The organism is Deinococcus alpinitundrae, from assembly GCF_009982895.1.
Lineage (GTDB): Bacteria > Deinococcota > Deinococci > Deinococcales > Deinococcaceae > Deinococcus > Deinococcus alpinitundrae.
The window spans coordinates 35179-50063 of record NZ_WXZL01000013.1; the positions used below are offsets into that span (position 1 = coordinate 35179).

Sequence of the window (14885 nt, forward strand, 5' to 3'; positions counted from 1 at the left end):
GGTTGGCCTAGCCGACTTCCCGCCCCATCGCTCTCAGGGTGGCGGCCACCGCGGTCCAGATCTGCGCCTCCAGCGCCTCTGCACTCTGCTCGGCGTCCAGCACCAGAAACCGCTCCGGCTCGGCAGCGGCGATGTCCAGAAAGCCCTGGCGCACCCGGCGGTGAAAACCCAGATCGGCGCGCTCCAAGCGGTCCGGCTGGCCCCGCGCTGCCGCCCGCTCCAAGCCCATCTCGGGGTCGAGGTCGAGCAGCACCGTGATATGGGGCCGCAATCCCCCCGTGGCTTCCCAGGTGACCTCGCCGACAAACCGCGCCTCCAGCCCCCGCCCCGCGCCCTGGTAGGCGGCGCTGCTGTCGGCGTAGCGGTCGCAGATGACCACCTCCCCGCTGTGGAGAGCTGGGCGAATCACGTCCCGGACCAGCTGGGCGCGGCTGGCGCTGTAGAGCAGAAATTCCGAGAGCGGATCGATGTCGAGATCGTGGTCGAGCAGCACCGAGCGCACTTGCATGCCCAGCGGCGTGCCGCCTGGCTCGCGGGTCAGCTTGCAGGCCACGTTCGCCGCGTTCAGCCGGGCCGCCAGCCGCTCGATCTGGGTGGACTTGCCCGCGCCCTCCGGTCCCTCGAAGCTGATGAAAAGGCCGCTCACAAACCAGTGGGCTGGTGCAGAAACTGCCAGGGCAGGCCGAACTCGTCTTCAATTCTGGCCGCCAGCGCCCGTACCCCGAACACCTCGGTCTCGTAGTGCCCGGCGTAAATTACGTTCACGCCGTACTCGAAGCCGTCGTGGAAGTGCTTGTGTTCGGGTTCGCCGGTCAGCACGGTGTCCAGGCCCATCGCAGCGGCCTCAGGAATGCTGGAGGCCCCGCTGCCGCTCAGCACGCCCAGCCGCTGCACCTGCGGACTGCCGCCGCCGTGAACCAGACAGATCTCGCCGGTCAGCTTTTGAATGCGGTCGGCAAAATCTTGCAGGCTCTGCACGAACGGCAACTCTCCGGCCAGCCCAATCTTGCCCCCGGCCCACTCACCGAACGGCTCCAGGTTTTGCAGGGTCAGGGCGCGGGCGATCATGGCGTTGTTGCCGACCTCCGGGTGGGCGTCGAGTGGAATGTGGGCGGCGTAGAGGTTGAGATTCGCGCCCAGGGCGATCTGAAGGCGGCGGGCATGCGGCCCGGTGACGGCCAGCGGCTGCCCCCAGAACAGCCCGTGATGCACCAGCAGCAGATCGGCCCCGCTGTCGGCGGCGTCTTGCAGGGTGCGGGCGCTGGTGTCCACGCTGGCGGCGATGCGGCGAATGATGTCGGTGCCCTCGATCTGGAGTCCGTTGAGACTGGGGTCCTTAAAGGCGTTGATCTGGAGGTACTCGCCCAGCCAGGCCACCAGTGCGTCGCGGCTGATCTCACGCGGCTGGGCCTGCTGCGGTGCGGTGTGTTCGGGGAAGGTCATGCTGGACATTCTAGAGGGGCAGGCAGCAGCACTTGGTCGCCTGGAGCGCTTTGGAGCGTTTGTCCGTTCCATTACCTGAAAAAAGTGCCCAGGCAACGCCATTGTCTTGGGTAAAACGGACGCCTGTAAGGACGCCTGCCCGCTCCAATCCGCTCCAGCATATTGTTAACTTGCGCTGCACGGACGGAAAGGATGCCTGACTTGTTCCGTCAAATGCTCTAAGGCCGTTCGATGATCTCCAGCCGGTTGCCCCAGGGATCGCTCAGAAAGGCCCGGCGCAGCGGAGAGAGCAGCGTGTCGGGCATGGCCACAACGCCGTACTCGGCGGCCCGTGCCAGCACAGCATCGAGGTCTGTGCAGCGCAGGGCCGGGTGGCCGATGTCGAGCGGCGCGAACGGTTCGCACACAGCGATGTGCAGTTGCCGTCCGTCGAGCAGGCCGAACCATAACCCGCCACGCTCGGTGACGACGGGGGGGTGTGCCAGTTCGGGCAGCTCCAGAAAGGTGCCGAAAAAAGCGCGGGCCTGCGACTGGTAGCCGTGCGGGGCCTGGATGGTCATGTGGTCGAAACCGCTGAGCAGGGTCATGGCCTGAGCATAAACCGTGCAGCGAAGTCAGGCTTCGATGACTTCCAATCGGTTGCCCCAGGGGTCCTCCAGAAAGACCCGGCGCAGCGGGGCCAGTTCGGTATCGGCCCGAACGACAATGCCGTACTCAGCTGCCCGCCGCGCGAAGGCGTCGAGGTCGGCGCAGCGCAGGGCCGGGTGCCCCTTCGTTCGCGGCACGAAATTGTCGGTCACGCCGATATGCAGCTGGCGTCCGTCGGGCAGGCCGAACCAGACGCCGCCGCGTGCAGCCAGCACGGGCGGCTTGGGTAGCTCCGGCAGCTTCAGGAAGTCGCCGAAAAAGGCCCGGCCTGCGGCCTCGCAGGCTCCGGGCGCTTCGATCTGGATGTGGTCAATGCCGGTGATCAGGGTCATGGACGCAGGATAGGCTCCCAGGAAAGCCAGGAAAAGCGGCCCGCCACCAGTGAGGTGGGGGCCGTGCGCCATGCCGCTCTGCGTCAGGGGAAATTGATCACCATGCTGGGTGTTCCGGCGGGCTTGCCGGTCGCCGCGTCGCCCGTCACCGGGTCGCCGGTCTGGTTGACCACGTGGTCGATGATGCCCTTGCCGGTGTTGAGCTGCACCGTCAGCAAGCTGTGGAGCTTGACACCGGACGCGACAGGCACGTTGAAGGCGTTGCTGGCATGAATGGTGGGGTCAACATTCATGAAAATGTAACTGCCCATGCCCCAGCCCTCGTGGGTCTGCACCGTGTCGGCCACCTTGTAGGCGGCGTAGCCGAGCGTGGTGCCATTTTTCCAGGCGGCCTGGTTGGGTGGGTCATACGGCAATTCGTTTTGAAAGAAGATGGTCTTGCCGCGTTCGCCGTTCCAGAGGACTTCCTCTTTCTGGAAATGCTCCACAAACAGGCCCGTGGCAGTCACATCGTTGCCGTTGACAATCACGCCGTGATCCGCCGTATTGTCGGTCCAGCCGACCCCGCTGCCGTGATCGGCCCGCCAGACCCACAGGTGGTCGAGCAGGGTACCGGAGCGGTTGACTTCCAGGCTGTTGGACGCCTTGCCGAGATGCGGTCCGCCGATGCGGAAGAACACGTCGTGCAGTGCCACCGGGTTGCTCAGCGAGCCGCCTGTGCTGGTGGTGCCGATCTTGAGCAACGTGGGCGAGTTGACGCTTCCAGCGTCGAAGGTCAGTCCGGCGATGTCCACGCCGTCCACGTCGCCCACCGTCATCGGGACGGCCCCGTCTTGTGCGGTCAGGGTGGCCAGGCCCAGCCCCAGCACCACGGTATTGGCCCTGTTGACCTGAATGCTCTGGCCGACGGTATAGATGCCGGGCGTGAACAGCAGGTTGCGCCCGGCAGCCAGCGCCGCATTGATGAGGGCCACGCTGTCGCTGGGCCGGGCGATGAAAAAGGAAGTCAGCGGCAGGGTGCGCCCGCCACTTTCCGCGCCGCTGGCCCAGCTCACGCCGCTGCTGTTTTGCCGGGTGTCAGGCACGTATACCTGATACGCACCGCTGCTGTCGAGGTACAGGTACGGCTTCTCGCGCGAAACCGGGGTGGTGGGCAGGGTGGTGTAGGTGCCCAGCGACTTGCCGTCGGTGCTCAGCGTGCCGAAATTGGTTTGCGGCGCGCCGACGACGCCCGAAAACACCTGGTTCCAGACGCCGTTCGACCAGCCGGGAATCTCGCTGTTGCGTACCAGAAATTGCTGCTGCGAGCCGTTGATCAGCGCGTCGGTGCCGCTGAATTTGGAATCGGCGATAAACCCGCCGCTGGCGTACTGCGGCCCGGCCGAGCAGTAATCCATCAAGCTGAACTTGCCGACGATATTCATGCGCCGTAGCGGGGCCGCCTGCGAAACGGCCCAGAAGTCGGTGGCCGTCTGACAGCCCTCGCCGCCCGCCACCTGGACGGTCATATTGGAAGCCGAGCGCCAGAAGTTGTCCAGCGCGATGCAGTTCCCGGGCGGCGAGGTGGTGGTGTCCAGGCAGCGGTTGTAGACGTTGAGGTGGCCGTTGATGACCACGTCGTTCGGCGTGCGGCCTAGACCCATGACCTCGGTGTAGTAGCCGACATCGATCAGCAGCGGCTTGTCGGGCGTGCCGTAGGTGCCAGGCTTGAACAGCAGGGCAACGCGGCCATCACCGAATTCGGCGTTGAGCTGCTGGGTCTTGACGGCGTCTACCGCTGCCTGAATCTCGGCGGTGGACATGCTGGGGTCAAAAACCTTCACGTTGTCGCCTAGGTCGCGGTTGTCCACGGCGGTGACAACCTGACCACAGGCCCCCAGAACCAGCGCCAGGCCCACCATCAGTACGGCCTTCCGGCGCGGCACGGTGTGCTTTGAAGAGGAAAAAGAAACCTCATATGCTGCCCGTCGTCTGTTCATGTCGCTCCCTTCAACCATCACGCCGCAGTTCAGCACCACACGGCGGCAGGGCGCTGTGCTGGGCGGGATGATTGGTTGTTGTCCGGACCTATCCTAGAACATCTGTCAAAAGGAATTTCTCTGTTGCTTAACCAGCGGTCAGACTCCGGAGCGGTGCATGGACTTTCTGCTTGCTTACGGGTGGTCTGCACTCCGGATAGCCGCGATGATCTGCTCGCCATACGCCTCAATGCGTTTCTCGCCCAGGCCCGGCAGCCCGCGTAGCCCGTTCACGCTCTGCGGCTGCCGTTCGGCCAGCAAGTCAAGCGTGGCATTCGGGAAAATCAGGAAGGCGCTGACGCCCTTGACTTTGGCGAGCTGTTGGCGCACAGCGCGCAGGCGATCGGCCACGTCGGGATGGGAGGCAAGCATGCCCGAACCACCAAACAGGCGGCCTTCCGGCAGCCCGGCGCTCGGCCCGGCTTCACTTTCCGCTCTGCGGTTCAGGATGCTCAGCAGCGCGTCGTTTTTCCTGGTTCCGGCAGCTTCGGCGGGCGCGACGTCGCCGCGCAGCACCTCCAGAAATACCTCGCCGTACTGGGCGAGCTTACGGGTACCGACCCCGGCGATGCTGCCCAGCACCGCCAGCGAGTCGGGCCGCCGCTCGGCCATCTCGCGCAGGGTAGCGTCGTGGAAGATGACGTAGGGCGGCACTTCCTGTTCGCGTGACAGCTTGAGCCGCAGGGCACGCAGGGCCTCGAACAGTCCCCCGGCGGCTCCGGCAGGCGCGACACTGCGGTCGCGGCGGTTCTTTTTCGCTGTCTGTGGCGTCAGCATGTCCTCGCGCAGCCACAGGGTTTCCTCGCCCCTGAGCAGTGGGCGTGCCTTGGCCGAGGCGATCAGCGAGCCGTGCCCGGCGGCGTCGGTGGTCAGGTAGCCCAGTGCCACGAGTTGCCGCACGATGTTGCGCCAGCTGCGCTCTGGCACCGCCTTGCCCACGCCGAAGGTCGGCAACTGGTGGTGGCCCAGGCCGCGTATGCGCTCGGTGGCATTGCCCAGCAGCACGTCGGTCAGGTGCGCCGCGCCGAAGCGGTTGCCGGTGCGGATCGCCGCCGAGAGCGCCATCTGTGCCGGGCGGGTAGCGTCGAAGGTCTGCGGCGGATTCAGGCAGGTATCACAGTTGCCGCACGGCTGGGGCAAGTTCTCGCCGAAATAGTTCAGCAGCACCTGGCGGCGGCACGAAGCGGTCTCGCAGTAGGCCAGCAGGGCGTCGAGTTTGGCGGCCTCCACCCGCTTGACATTCTCGGGCGCTTCACTCTGGGCCAGCATCCGCCGCACGTTGACCACATCGGCCAGGCCGTAGGTCATCCAGGCGGTGCTGGGCAGCGAGTCGCGTCCGGCGCGGCCGGTTTCCTGGTAATAGCCTTCCATGCTCTTGGGCAAATCGAGGTGGGCCACGAAGCGCACGTTGGGCTTGTCGATGCCCATGCCGAAGGCGACGGTGGCCACCACGATCACGCCCTCCTCGCGGATGAAGCGCTCCTGGGCCGAGTCGCGCTCACGCACCGGGAGTCCGGCGTGGTAGGGGAGGGCCGTGAGGCCCTGGGCCCCCAGCCACTCGGCAGTTTCCTCCACGCTCCTGCGCGACAGACAGTAGACGATGCCCGCCTCGCCGGGGTGCTCGGCCCGGATGAAATCGAGCAGTTCGGATTTCGGCCCGGCCTTGCCCGCGCCCTTTTGCTGAATGCGGTACTGGATGTTGGGCCGGTCGAAGCTGCTGACGAAGAGCTGCGCATTCTCCAGTTCCAGCACCCGCACGATGTCGGCGCGGGTGCGTTCGTCGGCGGTGGCGGTCAGCGCCAGCCGGGGAATCCCAGGGAACCTTGCTGGCAGCACGCCGAGGCCCTGGTACTCGGGCCGGAAATCGTGGCCCCACTGGCTGACGCAGTGCGCCTCGTCCACGGCAAACAGGGCGATGTCGGCCTGCTCCAGCAGTTCGAGCATCCGCGCCGTGAGCAGGCGCTCCGGCGCGACATATAGCAGATCGAGTTCACCGGCCACCAGCGCGGCCTCCACCTCGCGCACGCCCTGCAAACTCAGGGTGCTGTTGAGGTAGGCGGCCCGCACCCCACTGAGGCGCAGGGCGTCCACCTGGTCTTTCATCAGCGCGATCAGGGGACTGACAACCACGCCCACGCCGGGGCGCAGCAAGCTGGGCAACTGGTAGCACAAGCTCTTGCCGCCGCCGGTGGGCATCAGCACCAGTGCGTTCTCGCCCTGGGTGGCCGCCCGCACGATCTCGCCCTGCACGCCCCGGAACTGATCGTAGCCCCACACCGATTTGAGGACAGCGAGGGCCTGGGCGTCGGGCGAGGCAGCGGCGATCATGGCCGGATGATAGCGCTTACGCTGGCAGCGTAATGGTGATGCGGCGAAGTGCGGCAGTCCGCTGAATTCAACGTCTCTTTTGATTCTGGATGAGCTGCCCCGCCTGAGCTTCTGCACCTACGTCGCGCTCGAACAGCGGGTGGCCCAGGCCGTAGCCCTGCCCCAGATCGGCTCCCAGCGCCACCGCTATCGCCAGTTCGGCCTCGGTTTCCAGTCCCTCGGCCACCACCCGCACGCCGAGCTGGTGGGCGTAGCGAATCAGGGCGTCTACCAGCTCGGCACGGGGGTCGCTCAGGGTCAACCCCAGCAGCAGGCTTTTATCGAGTTTGACGATGTCGGGGCGCAGCGTTTCCAGGTAAACCAGGCTGCTGTGCCCGGCCCCCAGGTCGTCGAGCGCCACCTTCATACCCTCGCGGCGGTAGCGGTCCAGCACGGTTCGCAGCACTCCCAGATCCGGCACGCTCTCGGTCTCGACCACCTCGAAGATCAGCCGCGCCGGGTCCACGCCGCTGTCCCGGCACGCGGCGAAGGTGGTGCTCAGGCACACCTCCGGGTCGTAGATCACGCCCGGCATGAAATTGATCAGCAGGTGGCTGTCGCCTTCGATCAGCGCTGCACCCTGGCGAATGGCCACTTGGCGGGCGCGGCTGTCGAACAGATGCAGCCCACCGTGCGCCGGAGCCGCTGAGAGCAGTTCGCCCGCGCCGATCAGCCGCTCGCCGAGCCGGGCGCGAACCAGGGCCTCGTGCCCGAACACCTCGCCGCTGCCTAGATCGAATACCGGCTGAAAGGCCATCTGCAAATGGTCGAGCGCGGCGGGAAACCAGGCGGTCTGGCTGAGGGTCAGCCGCAGTTCGAGCGCCATAGCTTCCCAGTACGCGGGGTGCTGGTTGATCAGCGGCATCACCTGCACCTGCGCCAGTTCGCCGGGCTTGAGCGCGCCAGCGATGGCCGAGAGCCGAGGAGCGAGTGGCCCGGCCTCACCGCTCAGCCGCCAGCCGGGACCGCCGCTGTAGGCTTCGGCCCCGCCGCACAGCCAGGCCAGACGCCGGGTCACGTGCGACGAGGCACTGAAAACAATAACTTCTTCGGCTGCCAGACCACTGCGTAGCTGCTGGCATTCGCAAACGAACGACTCCATGCGTTCACTCTATGGAGCCCCTGTCACACAACTAAGACAAGCCTCACTGTAGGCATTGAGCGGATATTGAGCACAAATGGTCACCAGGTATGAAAAGTCTAAAGAAAAGGCCAAGCCGCTGGGGACTTGACCTGTGGAGGCGTGGGAAACGAGTGAGGGCTTAGACGAAGGCGCTCAACCCGGTGACGGCGCGGCCCACCACCAGCGTGTTGATCTCGTTGGTGCCCTCGTAGCTGTAGATCGCCTCGGTGTCGGCGAAGTGCTTGGCCACGCCATTTTCGAGCAGAATGCCGTTGCCGCCGAAGGTTTCTCGGGCAAACGCCACCGTCTCGCGGCACCTGGCCGCCGTGAACACCTTGGCGAGTGCCGCGTGCTCGTCTTTCATGATGCCGTGGTCGGCCATGTACGACAATCTCAGGCACAGCGTGAACATGCTGGTCACGTTGCCGAGCATATGCACGAGGTGGTTCTGGATCAGCTGGAATTCGCCGATGCGCTTGCCGAACTGCTGACGGTCCTGGGCGTACTTGACGGCCAGTTCGTACGCGCCCATGGCGCAGCCCACGCCCTGCCAGGCCACGCCCGCGCGGGTGAGGCGCAGCACGTCGGCGGTGGTGCGCCAGCCCTTGACTTCCTGCAGGCGATCGGTGTCGGCCACCCGGCAATCGGTCAGAGTGATCAACCCGTTCTCCACGATTCTGAGGGCCGTCTTGCCCTGAATCTTCTCGACTTCGTAGCCGGGCGTTCCGGCCCGCACGATGAAGCCGCGCACTTCGTTACTTTCCTCGTCGCGTGCCCAGATGACCGTGAAATCCGAGAAGGGGGAATTGCCGATCCACTTCTTGTGGCCATTGAGCACCCAGGCGTCGCCGTCGCGGCGGCAGGTGGTGTGCAGGCCCCGGCTGACCTGCGAGCCGCCTTCGGGTTCGGTCAGGCCGAACGCACCAATGGCCCTCAGATCCAGCATCTTGGGCAGCCACTCGGCTTTCTGCTCAGCGCTGCCGCCCAGCGCGATGGACGCGAAGGCGAGGCCCGCGTGGACACCGAAGAACACGGCGGTAGACACATCCACTTTGCAGGCCTCCAGCGTGATGATGCCCTCCATGACGGTGGCGTCGGCTTTGCGGGTCCCGTCCTCGTTCCACACCTTGCGCAGCAGATCGAGCGGGCGCATGGCGTCGATCATCTGGCGCGGAAACTCGTCGCGGTTCCAGTACTCGTTCATGATCGGGGCGACTTCCGCGTGCATAAACGCCTGGACCTGTCCGGCCACCTCACGCTGCTCCGGCGTCAGCGTGTCCATCAGGCCGAAGAAGTCGCCGTTGGGGACGGGCAACTCACGCGGCTTCTTCGCCTTGTCCTGCCCCGCACCGCCCTTGCCCACCCCCAGCGCCTTACTGAGCTGCTTCAGTTGCGCCTCGTCCATGCTAGCCGCCGCGTTGAGCAGCCCGGCCAGATCGATCTTGCTGGCCAGCGCGCCGAGCTTGGTCAGATCGAGCTGCGAGAGAAGCAGGGTCAGGTCGCCGCTGCCCGACGGGGTGCGTTGTGCTGGTGTGGTCATGGCTTCATTGTGGCGCAGCAGTTATTTTTAGACTGAGTTCAAGAATACGGGTGGGGTTGAGCGATGCTTCATCTGCTTGCTCCGGCCCTACCATGGAGCATGACCGCGCCGCGCCCGACCTCGCTCCTGCGTCCCACCGAGCCGCTCGCCAGCAAGCCCGCCGGGTATTTGGGGCTGGCGACCTACAGCAGCCTGGGGCGCTACTGGACCTACATCGGCGCGGCGGCGCAGGCTGGGCGTGAGCTGAGCGTGGTGCGCGGCGAGAGCGAGGCGGTCTGTCGCCGCCGCATCGCCGGACATACCCTGGCGGGCGCGGGCCTGCTGCTCGATGAGGCTAAGGTGCTGGTGGCCCTCGACGACGGCCTCGCGCCGCACCCGGCGCTGCTCGCCCTGCTGGGCGGCGACGGTGGCCCGCTGCGCGACACGCTCAACGCCGCTTACCTGCTGCGCCTCAATTTCGTGCTGGCCTTTACCCGGCAGCGGGAGATGATCGTGCGTCCCGAGTTCAAGTTCGTGCCGCAGGCGGGCGAGGCGGCCCAGCTACCCTCGGACGTGGCGCTGCCTGCTCGCCGGATGAGCCGCGACGAGATCCGCTTTCTGCTGGAGCGGGCCTGCGGGCTGTGAGCAGCGCCGAACAATCAAAAGGGCAGCGCGTTGCAATTACACTGTTATTCTGCTAAAATCGTAATCAGCAGCCATATTCGTCAAAACTGGGAAGTCGTCCGCCGCTGTCAGTCGGGCGCTGGTCCGCTCGTTGCTGCATTTGCCACCAGGAGAATCCACATGACCGACGTGCTGTCTGCTCCCTTCCTTGCCCTGGCCCGCAGCGGCTACGCTCCCGTCAACGGCCTTCAGCTCTACTACGAGATTCACGGTGAGGGGCTGGGCAGCGCGCCGCCGTTGATTCTCTTGCACGGCGGCTTCGGCACGGCGGGAATGTTCGCCGGGGTTCTGCCCGCTTTGACACCGGGCCGCCAGGTGATCGCGGTGGATTTGCAGGCGCACGGGCGCACCGCCGACATTGACCGCCCGCTGCGCTTCGAGGCGCTGGCCGATGACTTGGCCGCTCTGGCTGCCCACCTGAACTCGCCGCAGGTGGACCTGATGGGCTACTCGTTCGGCGGCGGCGTGGCCCTGATGACCGCCATTCGCCACCCTGACTTAGTCCGGAAGTTGGTGGTCGTGTCGTTTCCGGTTTCCAGCGACGCCTGGTATCCCGAAGTGCGCGCGGGCATGGCCCAGATGGGAGCGCAGGCCGCCGAGGGCATGAAAGCTTCACCGATGTACGCCGCCTACGCCCAGGTTGCGCCCAGAATCCAGGACTGGCCGCTGCTGGTGACCAAACTCAGCCAGCTGATGGGTTTGGATTACGACTGGACCGCTCAGGCGGCAGCCCTCACCATGCCGGTCTGCATCGTGGTGGGCGACGCCGATCTGTTCGGCCCCCAGCACGCCGCCGGGTGGTTCGTTCGCCTCGGCGGCGGCCAGAAGGACCCCGGCTGGGACCGTGCCGCCTTGCCGGCCACACGCCTGGCTGTTCTGCCGGGCACGACCCATTACGACATTCTCGTGTCGCCGCTGCTCTGCGCTGCGGTCACGCCGTTTCTGGACGCTTGAGGGCGGCACGGATGCCCAAGTCGCCTGAAGAGCTTCGGCAGCTCTCTTACGCCAGCATTGAGGCCAAAACGGGCATCAGCGTCGCCGACTGGCTGGCCCGCATTCGCCGCTCCAGTGCCAGAAAACACGGCGAGATCGTTCAGTGGCTCAAGACGGAACATGGCCTGGGCCACGGCCACGCCACACTGCTGGCCCACGACGCGATGCGCCGCGATGCCGATCACCGCGTGCTGATTCCCTGAAGTTGACCTGCTTGCCCCAAGTTCTGCCCGGCCTGGGTGCTGCCAGTTATGACGCCGCTCAGTCCTGGCCGAGTTCCGGCTTGCCCGCCTGCCCCTGGGGGTCGGTGGTGGCCCCGCTGGGCGTCATGCCGTCTTTGAGGCTGCCGTAGGTCACCGATTTTTCGGGAATGCTGCCTGCCTCGGGCGCAGGCGCGGGCGCGGCACTGGGCGGCGCGGTTTCGGAGCTGACCTTCACACCGCCGTCCTCGACCTGCTGCCAGACTTCCTGCGAAGCGGATTCGGGAATGGTGTTGCGCTCCACGCCTTTTTCGGCCTGGGCGGTGTTGCTGGGGATGTTGCCGGGCACACTGCTGTTCGGTTTCCCTTCTCCCATGTCTGTTTCCTCCTGAACTGTGTAATCCATTCAGGCTAGAGGAACCCGGCAGAAATGTGGTGCGGGCCAACTTTACAGAGCTTTGGGTTTAGACGGCACCGAGAAGACCGAAGCATTGGGAGGCGGCGACCTGGCCATGAGGACCCCCGTTTCTCGACTGGGGTCTACCCGCTGCGTTTGGCTGTCCCGAGGAATCAGCTCGTCACCCAGTCAAGCTTCAGGGTAAAGAGCGGTTGAAATTCTTGCGTCATGTTGTCCCTAAAGTGGTTACAAGAATTCGAGCCGAGAACCCGGAGGGTAACGCCCGCCGAATCGCCATTCCGACATAGAATGGAGCTATCCGCCCACTGGGCAAGGAGGAACGCAAATGGCACAGAATTTATTCGGCGCACGCGAAGTCCTGAGTGACGACGCCAGCGGCAAGGTCTACTACTACAAGCTCGACACCCTCAAGGAGCGCGGCTTCAATGTCGACAAACTGCCCTTCTCAGTCAAGGTGCTGCTCGAAAGCGTGTTGCGGGAAGCCAACGATTACGACGTGCGCCAGGAGGACGTGCTGAACCTGGCGAACTGGAAGCCGGTGAACGAGGAAATCGAGATTCCCTTCAAGCCTGCCCGCGTGATCTTGCAGGACTTCACCGGCGTGCCCGCCGTGGTCGATCTGGCTGCCATGCGCACGGCGATGGTATCGCTGGGCGGCGACCCCAAGAAGATCAATCCGCTGATTCCGGTGGATCTAGTAATCGATCACTCGGTGCAGGTCGACGAGTACGGCACCGATCTGGCGCTCCTGAACAACATGGCGCTGGAGTTCGAGCGCAACAACGAGCGCTACGAGTTCCTCAGGTGGGGCCAGCAGGCCTTCGACAATTTCGGCGTGGTGCCGCCCGCCTCGGGCATCGTTCACCAGGTCAACCTCGAATACCTTGCCAAGGGCGTGATGAGCCGCCCGGAAGATGACGGCGTCGTGGTGTATCCCGACTCGCTGGTCGGCACCGATTCGCACACCACCATGATCAACGGCATCGGCATCGTGGGCTGGGGCGTCGGCGGCATCGAGGCCGAAGCGGTGATGCTGGGCCAGCCGATCTACATGCTGATGCCGGAAGTAGTGGGCTTCAAGGTGACCGGCAAGCCTGCCGAGGGCGTCACCGCCACCGACACTGCCCTGACCGTCACCGAGATGCTGCGCAAGGCCGGAGTGGTCGGCAAATTCGTGGAGTTCTACGGCGCGGGCCTGAGCAACATGACCCTGCCGGACCGGGCCACGATTGCCAACATGGCCCCCGAATACGGCGCGACGATGGGCTTTTTCCCGGTGGACGACGAGGCGCTGCGCTACCTGCGCCGCACCGGACGTCTGCCCGACGAAGTTGAACTCGTCGAGAAGTACTGCAAGGCCCAGGGTCTGTTTCGCACCGACGAGACGCCCGACCCGGTGTTTACCAGCATCATCGAACTCGACCTCGGCACGGTGGTTCCGAGCCTCTCCGGCCCCAAGCGTCCGCAGGACCGGGTGGCACTGACCGACATGCAGCCTGTCTTCGGCGAAGCATTGGTGGCCCCCATCAAGCAGCGCGGCTTCGAGCTGCCCGCCGATACGCTGGGCGCGAAGGGCACCATCACCGGCACCGGCTACCAGATCGGGCACGGCTCGGTGGTGCTGGCGGCGATTACCTCCTGCACCAACACCTCCAATCCCAGCGTGCTGATCGCGGCAGGTCTGGTCGCCAAGAAGGCCGTCGAACTGGGTCTGGACAGCAAACCCTGGGTCAAGACCTCGCTGGCTCCCGGCTCGCGTGTGGTGACCGAGTACCTGGAAGCGGCGGGACTGCAAACCTACCTCGACCAGATCGGCTTCAACACGGTCGGCTACGGCTGTACCACCTGCATCGGCAACTCCGGCCCGCTGCCGGAAGCCACCGTGGACGCCATCAAGTCGGGCAATCTGGTGGCCGCCTCGGTGCTGTCGGGCAACCGCAACTTCGAGGGGCGTATCAACCCCGACATCCGCGCCAACTACCTGGCAAGCCCACCCCTGGTGGTCGCCTACGCGCTAGCCGGAACGGTGGATATCGATCTGGCCAAGGGCGTGATCGGTCAGAGCAAAGACGGCTATCCGGTCTACCTCAAAGATCTGTGGCCCAGCAACGCCGAGATTCAGGAAGTCATGGACGCGGCCATCAACGCCGAGATGTTCAAGAAGATCTATGACGGCATCGAACAGAGCAACGCTCAGTGGAACGCTATTCCGGTGTCGGGCGGCGACCTCTACAACTGGAACGAGAACAGCACCTACATCCAGAACCCGCCGTTCTTCGAGAATCTGGCCGATGGCGTGAAGGAAGTCAGCGACATTGAAAGCGCCCGCGTGCTGGTGAAGGTGGCCGACTCGGTGACTACCGACCACATCAGCCCCGCCGGGAGCTTCGGCGCGTCCTCGCCCGCTGGCAAGTTCCTGATCGAGAACGGCGTGCCGCAGAAGGATTTCAACTCCTACGGCTCACGGCGTGGTAACGACCGCATCATGACGCGCGGCACCTTTGCCAACATCCGGCTCAAGAACCAGCTTGCGCCTGGTACGGAAGGCGGATTTACCACCAACTTCCTGAACGGCGAAGTGACCAGCATCTACGACGCCTCGGTGGCGTACAAGCAGGCTGGAGTACCGCTGGTGGTGCTGGCGGGCAAGGACTACGGCATGGGCAGCAGCCGCGACTGGGCCGCCAAAGGCACCTTCCTGCTGGGCGTCAAGGCCGTCATTGCCGAATCGTTCGAGCGCATTCATCGCAGCAACCTCGTCGGTATGGGCGTGCTGCCGCTGATGTACAAGAACGGTGACACCGCCGACTCGCTCGGTCTGACGGGCGAGGAGACCTTCCACTTCCACCTGCCCGCGACCCTGAGGCCCCGCGAGGACGTGCGCGTGACCGTCACCGATCTGGCCGGCAACAGCCGCGACATCGTGGTGCAGTGCCGCATCGATACGCCCGTTGAAGTGGATTACTACAAGAACGGCGGCATCCTGCAAACCGTGCTGCGGAGCATCTTGAAGAAAGGCGAAACCGCGCAAGCGTAAGCGTTCAGGAGAAGGAATTGAGAGGGCCCCTACCGAAATGGTGGGGGCTTTTTTTGAGTAAAGTGATTTTATATGCTGTCCAACGTTGCTAAAATTGGTTTTT

13 protein-coding genes are annotated in these 14885 nt (G+C 64.9%); 4 read left to right on the forward strand and 9 right to left on the reverse strand.

Annotated features, from left to right (window positions below):
• Nucleotides 1-7 precede the first annotated feature (7 nt).
• From tmk to GUI70_RS13170, 8 genes are all read right to left on the reverse strand, one after another.
• The gene (tmk, locus tag GUI70_RS13135; RefSeq protein WP_161882770.1) at nt 8-646 is read right to left on the reverse strand and encodes a dTMP kinase; all 639 of its coding nucleotides are present in this window, start codon (nt 644-646) and stop codon (nt 8-10) included.
• Nucleotides 643-1443: a Nif3-like dinuclear metal center hexameric protein gene (locus GUI70_RS13140; RefSeq protein ID WP_161882771.1), complete on the reverse strand. Its 801-nt coding sequence runs from the start codon at nt 1441-1443 to the stop codon at nt 643-645. The genes tmk and GUI70_RS13140 overlap by 4 nt, the downstream gene beginning before the upstream one ends.
• A gap of 218 nt (nt 1444-1661) precedes the next feature.
• A complete protein-coding gene (locus GUI70_RS13145; protein ID WP_161882772.1) occupies nt 1662-2030 on the reverse strand; it encodes a VOC family protein in 369 nt (122 codons plus the stop codon).
• A 27-nt stretch (nt 2031-2057) separates the two neighbouring features.
• A complete protein-coding gene (locus GUI70_RS13150; RefSeq protein WP_202630476.1) occupies nt 2058-2423 on the reverse strand; it encodes a VOC family protein in 366 nt (121 codons plus the stop codon).
• An 83-nt stretch (nt 2424-2506) separates the two neighbouring features.
• Nucleotides 2507-4348, reverse strand: coding sequence for a pectate lyase-like domain-containing protein (locus GUI70_RS13155; RefSeq protein ID WP_237724899.1), 1842 nt, complete (start codon nt 4346-4348; stop codon nt 2507-2509).
• Between the two features lie 228 nt (nt 4349-4576).
• Complete coding sequence (recQ, locus tag GUI70_RS13160) at nt 4577-6769, reverse strand: DNA helicase RecQ (protein WP_161882773.1); 2193 nt, start codon at nt 6767-6769, stop codon at nt 4577-4579.
• A gap of 67 nt (nt 6770-6836) precedes the next feature.
• A complete protein-coding gene (locus GUI70_RS13165) occupies nt 6837-7826 on the reverse strand; it encodes an EAL domain-containing protein (protein WP_237724900.1) in 990 nt (329 codons plus the stop codon).
• Nucleotides 7827-8070: 244 nt separating this feature from the next.
• Entirely contained in the window at nt 8071-9471 is a 1401-nt protein-coding gene (locus tag GUI70_RS13170; RefSeq protein WP_161882774.1) for an acyl-CoA dehydrogenase family protein, read from the reverse strand.
• Nucleotides 9472-9570: 99 nt separating this feature from the next.
• Between GUI70_RS13170 and GUI70_RS13175 the strand changes: the two genes are divergently transcribed.
• From GUI70_RS13175 to GUI70_RS13185, 3 genes are all read left to right on the forward strand, one after another.
• Nucleotides 9571-10095: a hypothetical protein gene (locus tag GUI70_RS13175; RefSeq protein ID WP_161882775.1), complete on the forward strand. Its 525-nt coding sequence runs from the start codon at nt 9571-9573 to the stop codon at nt 10093-10095.
• A gap of 159 nt (nt 10096-10254) precedes the next feature.
• Nucleotides 10255-11088, forward strand: a complete 834-nt coding sequence (locus GUI70_RS13180) for an alpha/beta fold hydrolase (protein WP_161882776.1) — start codon at nt 10255-10257, stop codon at nt 11086-11088.
• 11 nt (nt 11089-11099) lie between these two features.
• Complete coding sequence (locus tag GUI70_RS13185; protein WP_161882777.1) at nt 11100-11330, forward strand: DUF4287 domain-containing protein; 231 nt, start codon at nt 11100-11102, stop codon at nt 11328-11330.
• A 58-nt stretch (nt 11331-11388) separates the two neighbouring features.
• On the opposite strand, the gene GUI70_RS13190 is transcribed toward GUI70_RS13185, so the two are convergent.
• Entirely contained in the window at nt 11389-11703 is a 315-nt protein-coding gene (locus GUI70_RS13190; RefSeq protein ID WP_161882778.1) for a hypothetical protein, read from the reverse strand.
• A 367-nt stretch (nt 11704-12070) separates the two neighbouring features.
• On the opposite strand from GUI70_RS13190, the gene acnA reads away from it, so the two are divergent.
• Entirely contained in the window at nt 12071-14782 is a 2712-nt protein-coding gene (acnA, locus tag GUI70_RS13195; RefSeq protein WP_161882779.1) for an aconitate hydratase AcnA, read from the forward strand.
• Nucleotides 14783-14885: the final 103 nt, after the last annotated feature.

Coding starts and splice junctions, on each gene's coding strand:
- GUI70_RS13190 (WP_161882778.1), bottom strand. CDS start 11,703: ATGGGAGAAGGGAAACCGAACAGCAGTGTGCCCGGCAACATCCCCAGC.
- GUI70_RS13175 (WP_161882775.1), top strand. CDS start 9,571: ATGACCGCGCCGCGCCCGACCTCGCTCCTGCGTCCCACCGAGCCGCTC.
- acnA (WP_161882779.1), top strand. CDS start 12,071: ATGGCACAGAATTTATTCGGCGCACGCGAAGTCCTGAGTGACGACGCC.
- GUI70_RS13140 (WP_161882771.1), bottom strand. CDS start 1,443: ATGACCTTCCCCGAACACACCGCACCGCAGCAGGCCCAGCCGCGTGAG.
- GUI70_RS13180 (WP_161882776.1), top strand. CDS start 10,255: ATGACCGACGTGCTGTCTGCTCCCTTCCTTGCCCTGGCCCGCAGCGGC.
- recQ (WP_161882773.1), bottom strand. CDS start 6,769: ATGATCGCCGCTGCCTCGCCCGACGCCCAGGCCCTCGCTGTCCTCAAA.
- GUI70_RS13170 (WP_161882774.1), bottom strand. CDS start 9,471: ATGACCACACCAGCACAACGCACCCCGTCGGGCAGCGGCGACCTGACC.
- GUI70_RS13145 (WP_161882772.1), bottom strand. CDS start 2,030: ATGACCCTGCTCAGCGGTTTCGACCACATGACCATCCAGGCCCCGCAC.
- GUI70_RS13150 (WP_202630476.1), bottom strand. CDS start 2,423: ATGACCCTGATCACCGGCATTGACCACATCCAGATCGAAGCGCCCGGA.
- GUI70_RS13185 (WP_161882777.1), top strand. CDS start 11,100: ATGCCCAAGTCGCCTGAAGAGCTTCGGCAGCTCTCTTACGCCAGCATT.